The 20946-nt window shown below is 46.4% G+C and carries 18 protein-coding genes; 13 read left to right on the top strand and 5 right to left on the bottom strand.

Going from position 1 to position 20946, the window contains the following annotated elements:
• Positions 1-3 precede the first annotated feature (3 nt).
• Positions 4-1455 (bottom strand): glycoside hydrolase family 32 protein, encoded by a 1452-nt coding sequence (locus NC99_RS11460; protein WP_053183774.1) that lies wholly within the window; start codon positions 1453-1455, stop codon positions 4-6.
• A 95-nt stretch (positions 1456-1550) separates the two neighbouring features.
• Between NC99_RS11460 and NC99_RS11455 the strand changes: the two genes are divergently transcribed.
• The 3 genes from NC99_RS11455 (at position 1551) to NC99_RS11445 (ending at position 6313) form a co-directional block, all read left to right on the top strand.
• The gene (locus NC99_RS11455; protein ID WP_053183772.1) at positions 1551-4019 is read left to right on the top strand and encodes a T9SS type A sorting domain-containing protein; all 2469 of its coding nucleotides are present in this window, start codon (positions 1551-1553) and stop codon (positions 4017-4019) included.
• A 307-nt stretch (positions 4020-4326) separates the two neighbouring features.
• Positions 4327-5220 carry a prephenate dehydrogenase gene (locus tag NC99_RS11450; RefSeq protein WP_053183770.1) on the top strand — a complete coding sequence of 298 codons (894 nt, stop codon included), beginning with the start codon at positions 4327-4329 and terminating at the stop codon, positions 5218-5220.
• Between the two features lies 1 nt (position 5221).
• Positions 5222-6313, top strand: a complete 1092-nt coding sequence (locus tag NC99_RS11445; protein WP_053183768.1) for a chorismate mutase — start codon at positions 5222-5224, stop codon at positions 6311-6313.
• 51 nt (positions 6314-6364) lie between these two features.
• Here the strand turns inward: NC99_RS11445 and rnpA are convergent, their stop codons facing one another.
• From rnpA to NC99_RS11430, 3 genes are all read right to left on the bottom strand, one after another.
• On the bottom strand, positions 6365-6745 hold the full coding sequence (gene rnpA, locus NC99_RS11440; protein WP_053183766.1) for a ribonuclease P protein component: 381 nt from the start codon (positions 6743-6745) through the stop codon (positions 6365-6367).
• Between the two features lie 75 nt (positions 6746-6820).
• The gene (locus NC99_RS11435; protein WP_053183763.1) at positions 6821-7570 is read right to left on the bottom strand and encodes a uroporphyrinogen-III synthase; all 750 of its coding nucleotides are present in this window, start codon (positions 7568-7570) and stop codon (positions 6821-6823) included.
• 17 nt (positions 7571-7587) lie between these two features.
• Entirely contained in the window at positions 7588-8544 is a 957-nt protein-coding gene (locus NC99_RS11430) for a DUF4271 domain-containing protein (RefSeq protein ID WP_157624811.1), read from the bottom strand.
• Between the two features lie 96 nt (positions 8545-8640).
• On the opposite strand from NC99_RS11430, the gene NC99_RS11425 reads away from it, so the two are divergent.
• The 10 genes from NC99_RS11425 to NC99_RS11385 all read left to right on the top strand — a co-directional run bounded on the left by NC99_RS11425 (position 8641) and on the right by NC99_RS11385 (position 18660).
• Positions 8641-9588, top strand: a complete 948-nt coding sequence (locus NC99_RS11425) for a tRNA dihydrouridine synthase (protein WP_053183759.1) — start codon at positions 8641-8643, stop codon at positions 9586-9588.
• 260 nt (positions 9589-9848) lie between these two features.
• Positions 9849-11180 carry a TolC family protein gene (locus NC99_RS11420; RefSeq protein WP_082326448.1) on the top strand — a complete coding sequence of 444 codons (1332 nt, stop codon included), beginning with the start codon at positions 9849-9851 and terminating at the stop codon, positions 11178-11180.
• 29 nt (positions 11181-11209) lie between these two features.
• Positions 11210-12286: an efflux RND transporter periplasmic adaptor subunit gene (locus tag NC99_RS11415; protein WP_053183786.1), complete on the top strand. Its 1077-nt coding sequence runs from the start codon at positions 11210-11212 to the stop codon at positions 12284-12286.
• Positions 12287-12295: 9 nt separating this feature from the next.
• Entirely contained in the window at positions 12296-15544 is a 3249-nt protein-coding gene (locus NC99_RS11410; protein WP_053183755.1) for an efflux RND transporter permease subunit, read from the top strand.
• Between the two features lie 16 nt (positions 15545-15560).
• Complete coding sequence (locus NC99_RS11405) at positions 15561-15875, top strand: hypothetical protein (RefSeq protein ID WP_053183753.1); 315 nt, start codon at positions 15561-15563, stop codon at positions 15873-15875.
• Between the two features lie 15 nt (positions 15876-15890).
• Positions 15891-16076: a YgaP family membrane protein gene (locus tag NC99_RS11400; protein WP_053183750.1), complete on the top strand. Its 186-nt coding sequence runs from the start codon at positions 15891-15893 to the stop codon at positions 16074-16076.
• Positions 16077-16215: 139 nt separating this feature from the next.
• Complete coding sequence (locus NC99_RS11395; RefSeq protein ID WP_053183747.1) at positions 16216-16569, top strand: hypothetical protein; 354 nt, start codon at positions 16216-16218, stop codon at positions 16567-16569.
• Positions 16570-16689: 120 nt separating this feature from the next.
• Positions 16690-16821, top strand: a complete 132-nt coding sequence (locus NC99_RS22565; protein ID WP_262509310.1) for a hypothetical protein — start codon at positions 16690-16692, stop codon at positions 16819-16821.
• A 105-nt stretch (positions 16822-16926) separates the two neighbouring features.
• Positions 16927-17514 carry a TetR/AcrR family transcriptional regulator gene (locus tag NC99_RS11390; protein ID WP_053183745.1) on the top strand — a complete coding sequence of 196 codons (588 nt, stop codon included), beginning with the start codon at positions 16927-16929 and terminating at the stop codon, positions 17512-17514.
• A gap of 48 nt (positions 17515-17562) precedes the next feature.
• Positions 17563-18660 (top strand): alkene reductase, encoded by a 1098-nt coding sequence (locus NC99_RS11385; RefSeq protein ID WP_053183784.1) that lies wholly within the window; start codon positions 17563-17565, stop codon positions 18658-18660.
• 143 nt (positions 18661-18803) lie between these two features.
• Here the strand turns inward: NC99_RS11385 and hsdR are convergent.
• On the bottom strand, positions 18804-20946 hold a 2143-nt coding region (gene hsdR / locus NC99_RS11380), incomplete at its 5' end, for an EcoAI/FtnUII family type I restriction enzme subunit R (RefSeq protein ID WP_053183743.1).

Here is a 20946-nt window from a genome sequence, read left to right as displayed (position 1 = left end):
CTGTTAATCATTGTTGTACATCGATTTGAGGGGGTAAATGTTCAGCGTTTTCACCAGCAGCTCCCCTCCGGTATTGTATAAAACAAGTTCTTTGGCGTCTGGTTCAGCCGTAAAACAGGAGCTTAGTACTGCTTTGCCTCCGTTTCCATAAATTTCGATGGATGTGCGGTCAAGCAGAATTTCGAGTTGGATTTTCCCATCTTCGGGGGCGAGAACAACGCCTTGGCCAAGGCAGGACAAAATTTGTTTGGTGGCATCGTAGCGGATTTCAATTCCGGCGGCTTTTTTTGAGTTCCGAACCATAAAGCCAAAGCTGTTGACGGTTTTCAAATCAAAAATACCTTGGATGTGCAGACAGTCGCCTTTCACCTTTTTGGTCAGGTTTTTATCCAATCCCGGAATCAGGTTTTCTTCTTCCCAGCTTTGGCCTTTCTCGTGGAGCAGCTCAATTTCTTTTACCGGTGTGCGAATCAGCCGGATGCCTTCGAGGTACGTTTTTAGCGACAGTTCGGCGGGGAATGTCATTTGTCCGTTGAAGGGCATGCCCGGATATTCGCCACCACGCATCCAGGCCAGCTGAATGACCCGCCCGTCTTCATCAGGAATATGGTTGAAAGTTTGCGTGGCATAGAAATTCTTGCCAAAGTCGCCTTGTGTTTTTGGTGTTTCCGGGCTGAATTGTTTGCCGTCAAAGTTTCCGATAATATAGGATCCATCCCCATCAAAAACGACCCAGCGGGTATCGTCCGACCTGCGGTTCACTTGCAGTTCCACCAAATCAGGACATTCATAAAAGCCAGCCAGGTGGCTTTCGAAATACCAGTCGGTTAAGTTTTCAGATGTATAGATGGAAAAGCCTTGCTTGCTCTTTTCACCCTCGGGCATTCGCCACAATACCAAAACATACTTTTGGCTTTCGGGGTGCCAAAAGACTTTCGGATCGCGGGCATCGTCCTGTTCATCAAACGGAATAACCGGATTGCCTGCAAACTTGGTCCAGCTTCTGCCTTTGTCGGTGCTGTAGGCAATTCGCTGGCCATTGTCCTTGCTGGTGTAAAAAGCCAACATGGTTTTGGTGTCCCCTTCTTGAAGGCCCAGCAAGTTGTTTTCATCAATGATGGCAGAGCCTGAATAGGCCGTAGCAAAATCCTTGTCTTGTGAATCATTATCGGGGTAAATGGCGATGGGCAAATGTTCCCAATGAACCAGGTCGGTGCTGACCGCATGTCCCCAGTGCATAAAACCCCATTCGGTGCCAAATGGATTGTGCTGATAAAACAGGTGGTATTCACCCTCGAAAAAAATCAACCCATTGGGATCATTCATCCAGTTTTCGGCCGGGGTAAAATGAAACTGCGGACGGTAAGCCTCATCGAAGGCGTGTTTTTGAGCTTTCGCTGCACTTACTAAAATGAATAAGCAGAATAAAATGAGGAGCTTATGCGAACTTTTCATGCTTGGTTTGTTAAGACAATAAACGAGATGTACAAATTAACAAAAATAAGACAAGATTTCTGTTAATTTTGAATTCGAAAATTGAAGATTAAATCATGAAGCGGATATTACTGGCAGCGTTGGTGACTGTGCTGGCTTTTTCAGCTTTTGCACAGCAGAAGTGGCGGAAAGAGGGGGTGACGTTTCCAGCAGCGATCTGTTATGGATCGGATCAGAATCATCAAAGTTTTATCGATGCACCGGATGAATTTCTGAAACGACTGAAATCCACGCAGCAGAAAAAGTCATCCATCATGGTGACTTATATTGGTTTTGAAGCGGCTCCAAAAGTCGCTTTTCAATATGCCGTGGAAATATGGGAACATCTAATCGCATCGCCAATTCCCATTTACATGACAGCCCGCTGGACAGCATTGGAAGAAGGTGTGCTGGGAAGTTGCGGGCCAACATCTTTTTTTGAGAATTTCGAGGCAGCACCCTTGAAGGATCGTTACTATCCGGTGGCTTTGGTTGAAAAGCTTCAAGGCGAAGAAATTACAGATGCTTCGTATCCGGACATGATCGCGCAGTTCAACAGTGATAATGATAACTGGTATTTTGGAGTGGATGGCCAAACCCCTGTGGGGAAATATGATTTTGTTTCGGTTGTTTTGCACGAAATAGCCCATGGGCTCGGATTTACCGGTTTTTTTTATGAGCAGGGTGGACTGGGAACTTATGGCGATATTTTGCCGTACCCTGGCGTATTTGACGAGTATGTGATCACCGGATCGGGAAGCCAACTAGTTGATACCGCTATATTTTCAAATCCATCAGCTTCTCTTTTACAACAATTCAAGTCCAATAACCTCTATTTTCGAAGTGAATCAGCCAAAGCGATCAGCGATAATTATCCCCGCTTATATGCTCCCAATACTTTTGATGAGGGCTCCAGTATCTATCACTTGCACGAATCCACTTACGATGTTGGCGACACCAATTCGCTGATGACTCCGTTCTTTGACCGGGCCGAGGCAGTGCATGACCCTGGTCCGCTGACCCTGGCCATGTTTGCCGATATGGGTTGGGTGTTCACCAGCATTCTTCATGATCCGGTGGGCGATAGGGAACTTGCGATTCCAATAGTGATTGAGGCAGAAATACAAACAGATTCTGAAATTGACAGTGCATCGGTCATGCTGATTTATTCCGACGATGGTTTTGTGAGTTCGGATACACTGTCGCTGATTCATGATCCGGAGCGGGGCCTGTTTGTGGCTTTGCTGGATGGACTGACGGAAGGCACTTATGAATATTATCTCCGTGTGCTTGATGCGACCGACCGGACCTTCTTCCTGCCTGGAGCAGTTCCGGACGAGTATTTTGCGTTTACAATTGGAGCAGACTTGATTCCACCGCTGGTTTCGCATCATCCTGTGAAAGTTATGCTCGAAACTGACCTGTCTGCCGAGATTGTGGTGGAAGCGACTGACAATATCGGCATTTTGGGAGTCGGAATGGAATTCCTGGTGAATGACGGACCGTCGCAGGCGTTGATTTTGGAAGATCAGGGTGAAGGTATTTATCAGGCAATTTTGGAGCTGCAAGGCTTGGTCGATGGCGATTCTGTTCGATACCGGATTATTGCTGTTGATAGCTCTTCGAATGCCAACCAAACCATTTTGCCCGAAGATGACTATTATACCATTTTCATCGATGGTTTGTATGACGCTGTAAAAACCTATACGACCGATTTTGATTCGGAGGCCCGGGACTTTATTTTATCCGATTTTACCATTGGGCTTGAAGATTTTTTTGACGATGGGGCTTTGCATAGTCCACACCCATATCCCAGCCCCGATGAGGATGATGTGACCTACGATTTCACCTCCATGCTAAAATATCCCATTGTCATTGACGACCGGGCGATGATGTCGTTTCGCGAAGTGGTGTTGGTGGAGCCCGGAGAACCCGGCAGCCAGTTTGGCGATGAGGACTTTTGGGATTACGTCATTGTAGAAGGTTCGAAAACCGGCACAGATGGGTGGCTGCCATTGATCGATGGCTACGACTCCAGAGCCAAAACAAGCTGGAAAACAATCTATGAGCGGGGGATTCAGGGAAATAATTCTACCGAACCTGGCAAAGCAAGCTATTACGTCAGCCGGGAGTTGAGCCTGGTTGAGAATGGAAATTTTCAAGAGGGCGACACGATTTTTATCCGATTTCGCTTGTTTTCTGATCCATATGCCCACGGCTGGGGCTGGGCAATTGATGATTTAAAAATCCAGGATCCGCCCACAGCGTTTGATAATATGGAATATTCGCCCGGCGAAATCCTGGTTTTCCCAAATCCGGTTCGTGATCATTTGTTTGTTCAGGGAAGCTTCAAATCCAAGCCGGGACCAATTGCCGTAGCTGTATATAATGGTCATGGACAGCAGCTTAGCAGGGAGGTGCTTGTGCTCGGATCAAATCAACTTCGGCACACAGTGGATGTTGAATCACTTCCTCCAGGTTTGTATTTGATTTCGTTTGGCTTTGAAAACGGACAACTGATCACGCATAAGTTTGTGAAACAATAAATGGCTCAATAAAAATAAGGTGCTAAAAAAAATGATCCAATGTTTTGTCTGTTAGTCTATTAGTGTTGTTTTTATTGCGTGTTTTTAAATAATCGCGCAAGTGCAGGTTTTGATTTTAAAAGAAATACCTATATTTGCTGTCAAATTCGAAGAAAATGAAGCTTATTTTTAGCAATACATTTTATTACTGGTATTATTATTTCGGTTCACAAAATGGGGTCGAGCAGTAGTGTATTGTTAAAATTGAAAAGATATATTACGTGAAAGGTCCCGAAAAATCGGGACCTTTTTTTTATACTTAAAAACGATGAATGTAACTGTAATAGGCTTGGGGTTAATTGGCGGATCAATGGCCAAAGATCTGCGGAAGAGCGGTTTCGCCACCGCTGTGACGGGAGTGGATTCGAACCGCGCGCATGGCGAGAAAGCGGAAAAGCTTGGTTTGGTTGATCAGGTTTTGCCACTTGATGCCGCCGTAGAAAAAGCGGATCTGGTGATTATGGCCATTCCGGTGGATAAAATTAAATCGCTTTTGCCACAGGTGCTCGACCTGGTGTCGGACCGCACAACCGTCACCGATATGGGCTCCACCAAAAAGGAACTCTGTGACGGCGTGGAGAATCACCCTAAGCGAAGAAACTACGTTCCGGCGCACCCCATGTCGGGAACCGAAAACTCTGGCCCCGAAGCGGCTTTGGAGGGACTTTTCACCAACAAGATTGCGATTATTTGCGATCATGAGAAAAGCGGGCCCCAGCACTTGGCACTGATCGAGAAAATGTTTCAGTCGATGGGAATGGATATTGCCTACATGTCGGCGGATGAGCAGGACCATAGCACCGCATTTATTTCGCACTTGCCGCATGCTGCCGCCTATGCGCTTGCCAACGCGGTGCAGGACAAGGAAGACCGCTCCATTATTTTTGATCTGGCCAGCGGTGGTTTTCGCTCCACCGTTCGGTTGGCCAAAAGTGCACCTTCGATGTGGGGGCCAATTTTTCAGCAAAACAAAGGTTACGTGGTGGAATCGCTGGAAGTCTATATTAAACACCTGGTTGATTTTAAGGAGAGCATTCAACACGACGAAAAAAGAATGTATGAACTGATGAACAAAGCGAATAATATTCGGTCTATACTTGGTGGAGAAAATCCATCGCTTATAAAAAACGAAGAGAAGATTGTTAAATTTTACACAAAATAAGATGGGAATAGAATTAGACATCAGACCAATGAAAGATTGGTTGCCACAGCTGGATAACCCGCTGTTGATTTCGGGTCCATGCAGCCTGGAGTCTGAAGAACAAACATTGGATACGGCTCAACAGCTGGCCAAAGACAAACGGGTTTTCGTTTTTCGGGGGGGCGTTTGGAAGCCCCGGACACGTCCCGGTAGTTTTGAAGGAGTGGGGTCGGTTGGATTGAAGTGGCTTCAACAGGTGAAAAAGGAAACGGGCCTGCCGGTAGGAACCGAAGTGGCCAATGCACAACACACCGAAGAAGCGCTGAACGCCGGACTGGATGTACTGTGGATTGGTGCGCGGTCAACAGCAAGCCCGTTTGTGGTGCAGGAAATTGCCGATGTTGTGAAAGGAACCGATGCAGTGATCATGGTGAAGAACCCGGTTAATCCCGATGTTCAGCTGTGGATGGGCGCGCTGGAACGGCTGAACCAGGCCGGCATCAAAAACCTGGTCGGAATTCATCGCGGCTTTACTTCGTTTGGCGATTCGAAGTACCGCAACTATCCCAACTGGAAAACATTTATTGAGCTGCGGCGGCTGCTGCCCAACCTACCTGTGATTTGCGATCCGAGCCACATTGCCGGCAAGCGCGAGTTACTGTTTGAAGTGTCGCAAAAAGCCTTCGATTTGGGCATGGACGGGCTGATGATCGAATCGCATCGTGATCCGTCGTGTGCAATGAGCGATGCCGAGCAACAGGTCACACCGGCCGATTTGGCAAAGATTCTGGATAAATTGATTATCCGCCAAGCCACTTCAACAAACAAGCAGTTTGAAAACCAACTGGAACTTTTGCGTAATCGCATTGACACCTTGGACACCGAACTGATGGAAGTGCTTTCGTCGCGGATGGAGATTGCCCGTGAAATAGGTCGGTATAAGAAGGAGAATAACGTCACTGCTCTGCAGATTAGTCGGTGGACTGAACTGATGAACAATCGGATTGCAACAGGCGAAAAGCTTAATCTCAACAGGACTTTTGTGCAGATTTTGTTTCAGCTGATTCACGAAGATTCGGTGCGGATGCAGACCGAAATTATGGACGAAGATTAGTGTATCAAATAATAGATTTTGGAAAAGGGGTTGTCGGTGGCAATCCCTTTTTTAGTCGATCAATTCCACCAGTTTCTTCAGAGCTTTTTGCATGCCTTTTTCAATCGATTGGTAATCTTTCTTCTCTTTACAGGTGTAAATAAACATAACTGCCAATTGCCGGCCTTCGGGAATGGACGCGTAAAAAGCAGGTTTGTTCAGTCGGTAGGCTTCGCGCATGCGCCGTTTCAGCAGATTGCGCGTTACCGCCAGTTTGAAATTTCGTTTCGAAACCGAAAAGCTGACCTCGGCCGGGCAGGGACTGTGAAGGGAAGTCTGCAAATAAACAACTTTCAAAGGAAAGCTGTATAATGAAGTGCCGTGCTCAAACAGTTTTCCAATCATTTTGGTACTGCTGAGTCGCTCTTTTTTGGTAAGCTTGAAGGTGTGCATGCTGTTGGCGAAAATACAATAAAAAAAGGGGAATAAACTTCCCCTTTCTCGTCGAATATCAGTTGGAATAATCTTTTAGCTCGATTTGTTGTGCTTTTTAATGTATTGCTCCAAAGCCATCGTCATGGAAGGTGCCTGGGCAGTTGGTGCCTGAATATCCAGTCGGAGGCCGGCATCAATCACTGCTTTGGCTGTGGTTGGTCCAAACGAAGCAATTTTGGTGCTGTTTTGTTCAAAGCCCGGAAAGTTCTGAACCAGCGATTTAATCCCCGATGGGCTGAAGAAAACGAGAATGTCGTAGTTCACGTCCTTCAAATCAGATAGGTCACTGCTAATTGTTTTGTAAAGAATTGCTTTTGTGTAGTTAAATCCTGCTTTATCAAGTAGTTGAGGAATTTCCTGTTTGTGAATGTGCGACAAGGGAACTAAAAACTTCTCGCTTTTGTGTTTCTTCATCACTTCTACCAGGTCTTCAAAACGGCCGGCTCCAAAGAAGATCTTCCTTTTTCTGTAGACAATGTACTTCTGCAAATAGTAAGCGGTGGCTTCCGAAATGCACAAGTATTTCATCGTGTCGGGAACGGTGACCCGGGTTTCCTGACAGATCCTGAAAAAATGATCAATGGCGGTGCGGCTTGTAAAAACCACGGCCGTATGATCAAGAATCTGGATTCTTGTTTGTCTGAATTCTTTCCCGGAAACACCTTCTACCTGAATGAATGGCCTGAAATCGACCTGTACGTTCGTCTTTTCAGCCAAGTCAAAATAAGGTGATTTTGCCGATTCAGGTTTTGGCTGCGAAACTAATATTTTCTTGATTTTCAAGTTGTAGAACTTTTAAATTATTTAATCCCGTTTTTAACCAATACCATATTGTAGATAAAAATCAACGGTAAAATTTCAAGGGTACAAAGGTACAAAATCAAATAAAATATCGAAAAATGTTTTTTCAATAATATTTTAGCACCACGAATTAACAATAACAAATAGAAGCCACCACAAATAAAAAGCCCGCTATAGAAGACCAGACGCGGATTTGGCAAGCTTGTAAATGCGATGACTAAGGTCACAGGAATTAAAAATAATCCTAAAACCCGATTGTGAAGATGCATATTGTATAGAAACTCAGTGGTTTCTGAAGTGCTTTCGGCAACGATTCCTGTAAACGAATAGGCCAATCTTTTTAAGATGTAGTAGCTGACGACCATCCCCAAAATGATGAGATAGGTGAGGAAACCCGCTTTGAATATCGAACGGCTAAATTCGCCAGAAAACTGGAAAATGAAGATGCTGAAGGTAAAGTAGAAAATTAAATCCAGCCGGAAAGAGGCGTGGGTAATACTTACCGACCGATCGCGAAACAGCCGGCTCGAAGTCGCCGAATTGACAATTGCATGGAAAAGCTGGTTCAGGTATTTATTGAAAAATAAGCGAACGGTAGCCAGTAAAATCAGTACCAGGATGAAAATGCCGATAAACCAATCGGGCTTGTCACGCGAGATTGTCTTTTCTGGCAGGCCAATGCCAGGCTTGGCGTCTTTCTCAGTGAATGATTCCACCTGGCGGGCATCAATTGGCTTGATATAGCCAGGAAGCGCAGCTGGTGCCTGCTGGCTGCGACTAACTACTGGTGCTGGTTTTGGTGGCGTTTGCATCTGTTGGTCGATGCTGTCGAGCTGGCGTAAGGATTGGCGTTGAACTTCTGCAGGCGACAAATTGATGATACCGGATGACTCGGGTTCAACAGTCTGATTGAGCTGTTTGAGGATGGTATCATTTTGTAATGCTTGCTGTAACATGCCAATCTTGTGTAAATTCGGTACAAAAATAAGGATTTCCAAGGTTAATCATACGGGCTTGCTACCTTTGTGAAAAAAATAGTTATTAACCAGACGATGTTATCAGACCACCGGTTTTATTTGGCTCCACTGCAAGGGTTCACCGACTTTGTTTATCGACGATGTCACCACGAGTTTTTTGGAATTGTTGATGAGTATTACATTCCCTACATCGCTCTTGGCCCCGGACAAAAGATCAGAAACAGTCAGCTTCGCGATCTGTTGCCGGAGAATAACGCAGGGGTGCCGGTGGTGCCGCAAGTATTGTGTTCGAATGCCGGTGAGCTCCGAAAACTGGCGGGTGACGTGAAGCAAATGGGTTATTCTAAAATCAATTTGAACCTCGGATGCCCCTATCCAATGGCCACCAAACGTGGGCGGGGAACGGGCTTGCTGGAAAATTCGGAACAGCTGACGCAAGTGCTCGACACCTTGTTCTCTGCGTTTGATTTTCAAGTCTCGGTGAAGTTCCGATCGGGTTTGGTTGATGAGCAAACAATCCGGGAACGAGTCCAACTGCTGCGGAAATATCCGTTTGAGCAATGGATCTTTCACCCGCGCACAGCCAAACAATTGTATAAAGGAGTTGCCAACCGGCGGTTGTTTGCCGAACTTTCTTCCACCCTTGCAAAACCGATGGTGTACAACGGCGATATCCAGTCTGCCCGGGATTTAGATGAAATCAAACACCTTGTTCCGGGGCAAAATGCATGGATGATAGGACGAGGGCTGCTAAGCGATCCCTTGCTGATTCATAGGATCAAAGGGCAGGCCTTTGACGAATGCGAAGAGCTAAACCTGATGCGCGAGTTTCATCAGTGTATTTTTGAGGCTTACAGAAGTGCCTTTCAAGATGATGGACAGGTACTGATGAAAATGAAACAGTTTTGGAGCTACTTTTCTCATCGTTTTTCTAATCCTTCAAAAACCTACAAGCCCATTAAAAAGGCATCGAAACTTGCTAAATTTATCGAGGTTTTTCCGGCTGCATTTCATCATTCGTGACTGATTTTCTTTCCGTAGGCGTCCGAGGTAATAATTAGTTAACATTTATTCCTTTGCTTTTTCCTTCTTCTTGATCGGTGTATTTCGTGTTGAAAATAAGACACTTGCGTCTTTTATTCTCAAAAACTTTCGGCTTGTTTTTGTCGTAAATACGAAGTGTTAGTCGATGTCAAATAATTTATACATCTATATTTATAAATATATAAATATAAAACATTATTTTTGTCCCAACAGAAAACGAAAAAAAAAGACGAAAAAGTATGAAACGAAGATTACACCTGTATATTTTATTACTAAGCCTTGGCTTACCACTAATAACGGTGGCACAAACAAAGTCGCTTAGTTTGAATGAAGCGCTGGAACTGGCAAAAGACAATAATCTGTCGGCAAGGAGCGCAACGGCTCGCGAAAAGGCTGCGCAAGGAGCCTACCGGATGACCAACTCCGTTTTCTTGCCTGGCCTGTCGGTGAGCCACACCGGCGTGAAAACAAATGATCCGCTGTCGACTTTCGGTTTCAAACTGAAGCAGGAAGTGGTTACCCAGGCCGATTTTAATCCGGCTACGCTGAACGATCCTGACGCCATTGAAAACTACAACACCAAAATTGAGTTGCAGCAGCCAATTCTGAATATCGATGGCTTGTACGCCAGGAAGGCAGCTAAAAACCAGTACGAAGCCATGGCGCTGAAAAGCAGCCGGGCTCGCCAGCAAGTGCGTTACGAAGTGAAACGGGCTTACTTTCAGGTGGAGCTTGCCCAATCAGCAGTTAAAGTATTGCAACAATCGGTTAGAGTTGCCGAAGAGGCGTTGAAGTTAACCAAAGACAATGAAGCACAGGGGTTTGTAAAACATGCAGATGTGTTGGAGGCCTCGGTTCGTTATGAGGAGCGCCTCAATCAGCTGAGCGAAGCGGAAGACCAGAAACAAGCAGCGACCGAATACCTGGCTCATTTACTGGGCATGGATTTGGGAACCAACATCGTGCTGACCGATTCCATGACCCGCGCGCCTTCCCTGTTTTCCTGGAATGTTGACGCTGCGGAACTGGAACAACGATCTGACCTCAAAGCCATACAGAAACAAATAGCAGCCGGCGAGCAAATGCTTCGCTCCGAAAAAATGAAATTCGTTCCTCGCCTGAACGCCTTTGGCGCTTACGAATGGAACGACCGCGAAATTTTAGGCATGTCGGCCAGCAACTACCTGGTGGGAGCCAGCCTCACCTGGGATTTGTTCAACGGATACAAAAACCTCGGGAGTATTCAGCAGGCCAGCGCACAGCTCGACGAAGCCGAATACCAGTACCAGGATTACCTGTCGCAAAGTGAAATGCAACTCAATAATGCCAAGCGAAAGCTGGAATTAAGGTTTCAGCAAATTCAGTCGAGCAAATTGTCGAAAGAACAGGCCGAAGAATCGCTGAGGATTCGGACCAACCGCTTTGAACAAGGCCTTGAAAAAACAACGGACTTATTGATGGCCGAAGCCTTGGCATCGAGTAAAAAGCTGGAGTATATCCAATCAATTTATAATTATAAACAAGCAGTTTTCGAAATGGAATTACTGCTGGAAAAAGATATGAACGAATAAAAGCCATGACCAGAATGAAAACGAATAAGATGAAAAAAGCACCTCTGTTAGTAGCCCTTGCAGTCGGAATATTAATTTCCGCTTGCGGCAATAAAGAACCCAAAGAAGTGGTTTCGGAAGCCAAAGTTCAGGCTCAGCTTGCCGTAGCCGAGTTAAAAGATTATCCCATGGTTTACAGTTTTTCAGGTAAACTCGAAGCAGAAAAAATAGCCAATTTAAGTACCCGCATGATGGGGCAGGTGAGCCGGATTTATGTGAAACCCGGACAAAAAGTGAATCAGGGAGACCTGTTGCTTGAAATTCGCAACCAGGATATTCTCGCCAAAAAAGCACAGGTTGAAGCCAACAAAGTGGAAGCGACGACCGCTTTCGAAAGTGTAGAAAAAGACCTGAAACGATATGAAGCACTGTTTGCTTCGAATAGCGCATCCGACAAGGAAATGGACGACATCCGTGCGCAGTATCAAATGGCCAAAGCCCGGTTGGAAGCTGTCAACCAAATGGAGAAGGAGATTGACGAATCCATGCGGTATACCTCTATTCGTGCGCCATACAATGGCATTGTTACCGGAAAGTTTGTGCAGGAAGGCGATATGGCCAATCCGGGAATGCCGCTGTTGAGCATCGAAAGTTCGGCGCAGTGGAAGGTAATTGCCCGCATTCCTGAGGCCGATATTTCCCGTCTGAACTTAAACGATCCGGTCAAGGTGCAGTTCGACGCGCTGAACAACCTGCAGCTTGAGGGTGTGATCGCTGAAATTAATCCATCTTCAGTCAACACGGGGAACCAGTTCGAGGCCAAAGTCATTTTGGCAGAGCAACCGGAACAAAAGGCCCGGTTGTATAGTGGCATGTATGCCACCGTTTTTTACGAGCAGGGCACGCAGTCGCTGATTTTGGTTCCAAAATCGGCCCTGATTACCAAAGGGCAGTTGGTTGGCTTGTATGCCGTGGGACAAAGCGGACAGGCCATGCTGCGATGGGTGAAATCCGGGAAAACCTACGGCGATTCCATCGAAATTATTTCGGGCCTGGCCGATGGCGAAACCTATATTCAAGCTTCAAACGGAAAATTGTTTGATGGTGCTTTAGTGGAAAACAAATAAGAAAGAAACATGAAGACAGGATTTGCAGGCGGTATCGCCAAACAATTTATCAATTCGAAACTAACACCGCTGTTGATGATTGCCTTTTTGGCGATCGGAATCTACAGCTCTTATTTGACTCCGAGGGAAGAGGAACCACAAATTGATGTTCCCATTGCCGATATTTTCTTTCGCTATCCCGGGGCCAGTCCCCAAGAGATTGAGTCGCGCGTGATACAACCCCTTGAAAAAGTGGTGTCTAACATTCCGGGAGTGGAATATGTCTATTCGACCTCCATGCCCGGACAAGCTATGCTCATTGTCCAGTTTTACGTAGGCGAAGATATTGAGCGTTCGTTGGTGAAGATGTACAACGAAATTATGAAACACATGGATCAGATGCCGAAAGGAACCAGCTTGCCACTGGTGAAAACCCGGTCGATCGATGATGTTCCGGTGCTTGGGCTCACGTTCTGGAGCGAAAACTACGACGACTACGAGCTGAAGCGGATTGCACAGGAAGTCAACAACGAAATTGAACAAGTAACGGATGTTTCTGAAACCAAGGTTATTGGCGGGCGCTCGCGCCAGATTCGGGTGGTGTTGAACAACGAGCAGATGGCTGGATTCCAGGTTGACGCGCTTAGCATTGCCCAGAAAATTCAATTGGCTAACGAGCAGTTCAATGCCGGGGCATTCAACAGTAATGATACGGAATACCTGGTAGAAGCCGGGGCTTTTCTTCAAAATTCGGATGATGTAGCCAACCTGGTAGTCGGCATTCACAATGGCAGCCCGGTTTATTTAAAGCAGGTGGCCGACGTGCTTGATGGCCCGCAGGAACCCATTCAGTATGTGAATTTTGGTTTTGGCGATATTCATGAGCAAAAAGATGAATACCGGGGTGAATATCCGGCGGTCACCATTTCAATTGCCAAGCGCCGTGGAGCCGATGCGATGAAAGTTTCGGATGCCATTCTCGAAAAGATTGAGATTCTGGAAAGCAGCTTAATTCCGGCTGATGTGCATGTGGATGTGACCCGGAATTATGGCGAAACCGCATCGCATAAAGTAGCCGAACTGTTGATGCACCTGCTGGGGGCCATCGTTGCTGTTACTTTTGTGGTGATGCTGGCCATGGGCTGGCGCGGAGGTTTGGTCGTTTTTCTGTCGGTACCGATCACCTTTGCGTTAACCATGTTCAGCTACTATTTTCTGGATTACACCCTGAACCGGATTACGCTGTTTGCCTTGGTGTTTGTGACCGGTATTGTGGTGGACGACTCCATCATTATTGCCGAAAATATGCACCGGCACTTTAAAATGAAGAAACTGCCATTCATTCAGGCAGCCATTCGTTCCATCGATGAAGTGGGCAATCCAACCATTTTGGCAACCTTTACGGTAATTGCCGCCGTGCTGCCCATGGTGTTTGTATCTGGGTTGATGGGGCCGTACATGAGCCCGATGCCCATTGGCGCATCCATCGCCATGATTTTTTCCCTGCTGGTAGCCTTGACCATTACGCCTTATCTGGCGTATCGTTTGCTTCGCACCGATGAAAACGAGGACCACAATAAAAAAGCATTCCGACTCGAAGATTCGATCATTTATAAGCTTTATGCCAAAACCATGAAACCCATGCTGGAGTCGCCATGGAAACGGTGGACTTTCATCATTGGGGTGACCGTGCTGTTGCTGGCCTCAACCACCTTGGTTTATTTTAAGGCGGTGGCTGTGAAGATGCTCCCGTTTGACAACAAAAATGAATTTCAGGTGATTATCGACATGCCCGAAGGGACAACCCTGGAGCGTACGGCTGTTGTTGCCAAAGAATTGGCTGCTTACATCGCTCAGCAGGAAAACGTGGTAGACTACCAAACGTATGTGGGCACGGCTTCGCCTATGAATTTTAACGGGCTGGTTCGCCATTACGACTTGCGCAGCGGATCGAACGTAGCCGATATCCAAGTGAACCTGACCGACAAAGGCGACCGCAAATTGCAAAGCCACGATATTGCCAAACTGATGCGCCCCGAACTGCAACGCTTGGGCGAAAAATACCAGGCCAATGTCAAAGTGGTTGAAGTTCCACCGGGCCCACCGGTCATGTCAACTTTGGTGGCCGAAGTGTACGGACCCGATTACGAAGGCCAGATGGAAGTGGCCCGCCAGGTGAAAGATTTGTTTGCTCAAACCGCCGACGTAGTGGATATTGACTGGCACATGGAAGATGACCAGACCGAATACAAATTCAATGTGATGAAAGAAAAAGCAGCCTTGCATGGATTGTCAACCCAGCAGGTGGTGCATAGTTTGCAAATGGCATTGGGTGGACATGAGGTTGCACAGCTATACCAGGAAAATGAGTACGAGCAAGTTGGAGTGGTCTTGCGGTTTATGGAGGACGAACGCTCCGGAATCAACGATCTGAAAAAAGTGAATATCCTGAGCCAGACCGGACAAGTGGTGGCCCTGGGCGATGTGGTCGAAATTACCGAAGGTTTGCAGGACAAAAGCATCTATCGGAAAAATCAAAAACGGGTGGTCTATGTCACGGCTGATATTGCCGGGAAACTGGAAAGCCCGGTTTATGGCATTCTGGATATGTCGGACAACCTGGGACAAATTGACTTGCCCGAAGGATACACCTTGACCGAAGAGTTTACGCAGCAACCGTTCACGCAAGATGATTACAGTTTGAAGTGGGATGGCGAGTGGCAGATCACTTACGAAGTGTTCCGCGATTTGGGAACCGCCTTTGCCGTTGTTTTGCTGGTCATCTATTTGCTGATTATTGGTTGGTTCCAGAACTTCAAAGTTCCGTTTGTGATGATGATTTCCATTCCGCTGTCCTTGGTTGGAATCCTGATCGGCCACTGGTTGATGGGCGCCTTTTTTACCGCCACATCAATGATTGGAATGATTGCCCTGGCCGGAATTATGGTCCGAAACGCCATTCTGCTGATTGACTTCATCAATCTCCGGTTGGCGGATGGCGCACCGCTGAAAGAAGCGGTGATTGAAGCCGGAGCCGTGCGGACCACCCCAATTTTGCTGACCGCAGGAACCGTTGTCATTGGCGCCGTAGTCATTTTATTTGACCCGATTTTCCAAGGGCTGGCTATTTCGCTGATGGGCGGATCAATCGCATCAACCTTTCTGACCTTGGTCATCGTTCCGCTAATTTACTACATGACCGAAAAGAAGAATTACCCAGCCGAAGAGCCTGTGGTAGATACTCCTGAAGTTCAGGGAACTGAGGACGAAACGAACTAATCTTTAAAAAGTAGAAATGATGATGAAATTTGTAATTATCCAATGTGTAAAAGCTTATCATCCGGAGTTGGAGAAGATTTTTAAGGCGATTAAAATCAATGCTTACAGCGAAATGGACGTCGAAGGTTTTATGGAGCAGGCCGATGGAACGACCGATTTTTCCAACTGGTTTGCTGCCAGCAAAAACCCTTATAACTATATGGTTTCCTTTATGTTTTTGGCCGACGATAAGGCCGATAAGCTGCTGGAGCGAATCAATGAATTCAATAACACGGTCGAAGGAATGAGTCCGATGAATGCCTATATCGTTGGCGTTGAGAAGTTTGTTTAATTAAAATTGAAAGCGATGAGAGAAAGAGTTGTGCGCGCTGTTGCAGGATTTATGGTCCTGCTCAGCGTATTGTTAGCCGTGCTGGTTAATCTAAACTGGCTATTTCTGGCTGCCTTTGTAGGCCTAAACCTGTTCCAGTCGTCATTGACCAAGTTTTGCCCCTTGGAAATGATCCTAGAAAAAGCTGGCGTGGAGAAGTAGCCAAAAAGGGATTGCAGTCACAGGATTGCAGTCCCTTTTTAATTTTTGTACGGAAAAGAACTTCGTCTGCTGGAAAAGTGTCATTGACTGTACAACGGACGGAAAGCATCACTATCTTTGCCGAAGTAATTTGGCAACAATGAATCAGCTTTTACGATTTGTTCTCATAGGATTGGTGGCTTGGCTGCTGGTGTTTACTGCCGTGGAAAAGCAAGCCGGTGGTGCAACAGCAATCGTTGAAACGCATGTTGTTGCCCACGATTCGGGAGTCATTCACAAACCCGACCTGCCACCGCTCTACCTTTTGATGAAGGAAGCTGCCAGCTTCGAAAGTGTGACCAAAGAAGAGCGCTTGCATTTTCAAACCTTACCCGCCACCAAGCTTGTCCCACGCGACTTCAGTTTTAGAGAACCCATTCGTTTAACCTTCTGTTTAATCGATCATCAGGCCCCTGTTCCGGTGTTTATCCGCGGACATGCCTTGCTCTGTTAGCCTTCATTTTGCAGATACACCCCTTCGGCCTGTTCCAGTTAATCAACCACAGGCCTCCTAAAAAATCCGGCTTCGGTCCGGATCAAAACAAATGAAGTTGAAAAATTAAATAGCGAAAAAATGGAAACGATTGATAAAACACCTCAAAAGAAAAACAAAGATTTTATTTGGCTGGGCATCGGCATGGTTGGCTTCATTGCTGCCCTGATCCTGCTGAAAGTATTGATGACACATTTTGGTTTGATAGGATAATCAACCAACAGGAGGCTGGCTCAATTGAGTTCAGCCTCTTTTTTTTTCTTGAATTTCATCTTCCGGTGAACAAATGGACCGATCGGTCTGTTTTGTAATCTTATCATGAGAAAGGGAGAAATAACCAGGCAATTTATTATTGAGAAAGCGGCACCGATTATCAATCGAAAGGGGATGGCCGGAACTTCGCTCAGCGATATCATGGATGCCACACAACTGGCCAAAGGTTGCTTGTATGGTAATTTCGACAACAAGGAAGAAATATGCCTGGAATCTTTCAACTTTTTGACCCAGCGCTATGCGGCGGAGTTGAAAGCGTATCTGGGTGCTTACCCGGCAGGTAAAGCCCGTTTGCTGGCCTACCTCGACTTTTCTCTGCAAAGCAAGTTTCGCGACGAAAACGGAGGCTGTCCGGTCATTAATTTTGGGGCCGAGGCCGACGATACCAATCCCGTCATTCGGGAGCGGGTCAGGCAAACCATACGGGGGATGCAGGAAATGCTGAAGCAGATGATTGCCGATGCCGTTGACTTGGGTGAGATCAAGTCCAGTGCAGATCCCGAACTGTTGGCGCTGAAATTCTACACCATGCTCGAAGGAGCGGTGTTAATCAGCCGTGTTGAGAACAGCAACACCCAGTTGGAGCAAATAACGAAACTCATTCAAAGCGAAATAGAAGAAATAAGTCAATAAAATTTTTTATACAGGAACAGACCGATCGGTCTTAAAACAATGAAAACAATGAAAAATAAATTACTTGAAGAATTCAAACTAGGAGATTACAAGTTGAAAAATCGCTTCGTAATGGCACCGCTCACCCGGATGCGTGCCGATGCCGACCTGGCACCAACAGCTTTAAATGTAGCGTATTACCGCCAGCGGGCTTCGGCGGGTTTAATTGTGACCGAGGCCTCTCAAATTTCGCCACAGGCGCAGGGATATCCGTCTACGCCGGGCATTTACACCGAAAAGCAAGTGGCTGGATGGAAGCAAGTCACCGAGGCGGTTCATCAGGAAGATGGGCGAATTTTTATACAGCTGTGGCATGTGGGCCGCATTTCCCACTCTTCGTTTCATCCTGAAGAAGGGTTGCCGGTTGCACCATCGGCTATTCCATTAACAGGAAAAACTTTGACTGCCACTTGGGAGCAAGTTCCTTACGAAACGCCACGAGCATTGGAGGCGGAAGAGATCAGGGCAATTATTGGCGATTACCGGAAAGCGGCTGAAAATGCGAAGGCGGCTGGCTTTGACGGCGTAGAACTGCACTCGGCCAATGGTTATTTGCTGAACCAATTTTTGCATGCAACAACCAACCAGCGTACCGATGCATATGGTGGTTCGGTAGAAAACCGCGCACGGCTGGTCCTGGAGGTTCTGGAACAGCTGATCGATGTTTGGGGCGCCGGAAAAGTGGGCATTCGTTTGTCGCCGTTTACCTTTGCCGGCGATGTGTACGATCCCGACGCCTATCCGGTGTACGAATACCTGCTGAAAAAGCTGGAATCGCTGAAGCTGGCTTACATCCATTATGTGCGGGCTCGTCCGACTGAAATTGACGATGCTTCGGTGTTTGAGAAGGAAAAGGCGCTTTGGAAAGGTTACCAGGGGACACTGATTGCTGCTGATGGTTTTGACACCGCAACCGCGATTGACTATGTTGAAAACGGTTGGGCCGATGCCGTGGCCTTTGGGCGTCATTTCATTTCCAATCCTGATTTGCCCGCGCGGGTGGCCCTTGGAGCTCCCTTAAATCCATACGACCGCGATACCTTTTATGGTGGTGCCGAAAAAGGCTACACCGATTATCCGTTTCTGAAACAGGAAGAAGCCGTGTAACAAGCCCCTGTTCAGTCAGGTGAATATAAAACGAGACGGTCTTTCGAGACCGTCTCGTTTTTTGTACGTCTCTAACTGGTTTGGGGGCAGGCGGGGTTTCTGCTTTGGTCAAACTTCGGATAGGTGGACACAAAGCATTTCGACTATGCGATACTCTCTTTTGACTGATACAGATACTCCTGAAAGCTGATAAAGGTTTTTCGAATCGTTTTTATTTCACCCAGTTTGGCTTTAGCATCTGCAATGGCATGGTATTTCAATTCTAAGATGTCTGGAAGTTTTGCGTCATCCAGTTCCGAAACTCCCTCACGGACATATTGAGCCAATACAAAATCGAGAAAGTCCTGCTGATTTCTATCGTACGAATCCAAATGTATTTTTGCTCTCTCTGCTCTCTCTAAGCGAGGAACTAAATTTTTATGAAAAGCTACATAGTTGAGAACATCGTATAAGTCGCAATCCTCGCCGTGTACCAGCCTGCTCAAATCTTGTAGCTGATCGTTGGTATATCCTTTTTCGTTGAGCTCTTCCAATAACTTCCTGCGGGTACTGGGTCGGCTCCAGATTTTTCGAAGTTCTTCTTCGTTGCTAAATAGAGAAGGTAGATCGCCAAACAGTTGCTGCATAAATTCTTCAGCAGAAATTGGTTTGCCCGAAGGACTGTAGAAACTGGTTTTTACCATTGCATTAATCTCACGCTCTTTGTTGTCTGAAAGTTTTACTCGAACCAACTGATTCGGTTCTCTTTCGCATACACAAGGATTGTTGCCACATACCGGGCAAGGCTCTGGTGGGGTCTGTTCACAAATACAGGGACGTTGGCCACAGAATCGACAAACGCTTTCACCGCCACCACCTGTTGGTGGTTCAGGGTCGGCTGGTTCGCCATCCCAATCGGGATCGTTAAAATGATGGTGTGCATTGACAAAATCGTAGATGGTGAAATAATCCTTGCCATCGAATAAGCGTGTACCCCGTCCAACAATTTGCTTGAATTCAACCATCGATTCAACCGGGCGCAGCAGCACGATGTTTCTAATCTCAGGTGCATCAACCCCGGTACTTAATTTCTGCGAAGTGGTCAATACCGTGGGAATGCTTTTTTCGTTGTTCTGAAAATCGCGTAAGTGTTGTTCACCCATGCTACCGTCATCGGCCGTAACCCGGTGGCAGTAGTTTGGATTATCGCTTGTTGCGGTTTGATTGACAATGTCGCGGATATAAGCTGCATGTTGTTGTGTGGCGCAAAACACCAGTGTTTTCTGGTTTTGGTTCATCATATCCATCACGCGTTTCACCCGGTATCGTTCCACCTGTTCGATAATGATTTTCCGGCCATAGTCTCTGTACGTAAATGTGTCGCCCACTTCGGCTATACCTTCAATAATTTTATCGTCGGCAGTAACGGTGTATTCATCGTAATTGGTTTGTATCTCTTTCAGGCGGAAAGGCGATAAGAAACCATCGTTAATACCTTCTTTAAGGGAGTAGGTGTAAACCGGCTTGCCAAAATACTCGTAGGTGTCCTTGTTTACATCGCGCTTAGGTGTTGCTGTTAAGCCCAGCTGAACAGCAGGAGAGAAATGCTCCAGAATGGCACGCCACGAACTTTCGTCGTTTGCACCACCACGGTGACACTCATCGATGATAATAAAATCGAAAAAGTCTTTAGGGTATTGACCAAAGTTAAATTCCTTGCTCTCGTATTTTACCATCGGCTCAGCTGCCAGGTTTAAATCCTCAATTTCTTCTTCCTGTCTCGCATTGGTCATAAAGGTTTGGAAGATGGTAAAGAAGATACTTCCGTTTGTAGGTACCTTTCCCTTTTTACGGATTTCATCGGGAGCAATTCTTACCCTTGTTTCTTCGCTAAACTTATCGAATGCATTAAATGCGTTGAAAGCCTGGTCGGCTAAAATATTGCGGTCGGCTAAAAACAAAATACGTGGACTTCGTTTGCCATCTCTTCTTAAATTCCATTTGGCATGAAACAGTTTCCAGGCTATTTGAAACGCAATGGCTGTTTTACCTGTTCCCGTGGCTAAGGTTAGCAAAATTCGGTCTTTGCCATCGGCAATGGCTTCAATAACTTTTGTAATGGCGTTTTCCTGATAATAGCGTGGTTGCCATGTGCCACTCCTGTCTTCGAATGGAACAGCAAACAAACGTTCGCGCCAGGCTGCCTTTTCGGTTTGTATGATGTTGATCGGAGCCGGATAAGTCATTTCCCAAAGCTCATCGGGCGAAGGAAACTTGTCTTTATCTCCTTCGGTACCGTTATCCATG

The sequence above is a fragment of the Sunxiuqinia dokdonensis genome, assembly GCF_001270965.1.
GTDB lineage: Bacteria > Bacteroidota > Bacteroidia > Bacteroidales > Prolixibacteraceae > Sunxiuqinia > Sunxiuqinia dokdonensis.
The sequence above is the reverse complement of the archived record's forward strand: the minus strand, read 5'-3'. Positions and strand labels throughout refer to the sequence as shown.

Coding starts and splice junctions, on each gene's coding strand:
- NC99_RS11410 (WP_053183755.1), top strand. CDS start 12,296: ATGAAGACAGGATTTGCAGGCGGTATCGCCAAACAATTTATCAATTCG.
- NC99_RS11420 (WP_082326448.1), top strand. CDS start 9,849: ATGAAACGAAGATTACACCTGTATATTTTATTACTAAGCCTTGGCTTA.
- NC99_RS11385 (WP_053183784.1), top strand. CDS start 17,563: ATGAAAAATAAATTACTTGAAGAATTCAAACTAGGAGATTACAAGTTG.
- NC99_RS11455 (WP_053183772.1), top strand. CDS start 1,551: ATGAAGCGGATATTACTGGCAGCGTTGGTGACTGTGCTGGCTTTTTCA.
- NC99_RS11450 (WP_053183770.1), top strand. CDS start 4,327: ATGAATGTAACTGTAATAGGCTTGGGGTTAATTGGCGGATCAATGGCC.
- NC99_RS22565 (WP_262509310.1), top strand. CDS start 16,690: ATGGAAACGATTGATAAAACACCTCAAAAGAAAAACAAAGATTTTATT.
- NC99_RS11415 (WP_053183786.1), top strand. CDS start 11,210: ATGAAAAAAGCACCTCTGTTAGTAGCCCTTGCAGTCGGAATATTAATT.
- NC99_RS11430 (WP_157624811.1), bottom strand. CDS start 8,544: ATGTTACAGCAAGCATTACAAAATGATACCATCCTCAAACAGCTCAAT.
- rnpA (WP_053183766.1), bottom strand. CDS start 6,745: ATGCACACCTTCAAGCTTACCAAAAAAGAGCGACTCAGCAGTACCAAA.
- NC99_RS11445 (WP_053183768.1), top strand. CDS start 5,222: ATGGGAATAGAATTAGACATCAGACCAATGAAAGATTGGTTGCCACAG.
- NC99_RS11405 (WP_053183753.1), top strand. CDS start 15,561: ATGATGATGAAATTTGTAATTATCCAATGTGTAAAAGCTTATCATCCG.
- NC99_RS11395 (WP_053183747.1), top strand. CDS start 16,216: ATGAATCAGCTTTTACGATTTGTTCTCATAGGATTGGTGGCTTGGCTG.
- NC99_RS11400 (WP_053183750.1), top strand. CDS start 15,891: ATGAGAGAAAGAGTTGTGCGCGCTGTTGCAGGATTTATGGTCCTGCTC.
- NC99_RS11390 (WP_053183745.1), top strand. CDS start 16,927: ATGAGAAAGGGAGAAATAACCAGGCAATTTATTATTGAGAAAGCGGCA.
- NC99_RS11460 (WP_053183774.1), bottom strand. CDS start 1,455: ATGAAAAGTTCGCATAAGCTCCTCATTTTATTCTGCTTATTCATTTTA.
- NC99_RS11425 (WP_053183759.1), top strand. CDS start 8,641: ATGTTATCAGACCACCGGTTTTATTTGGCTCCACTGCAAGGGTTCACC.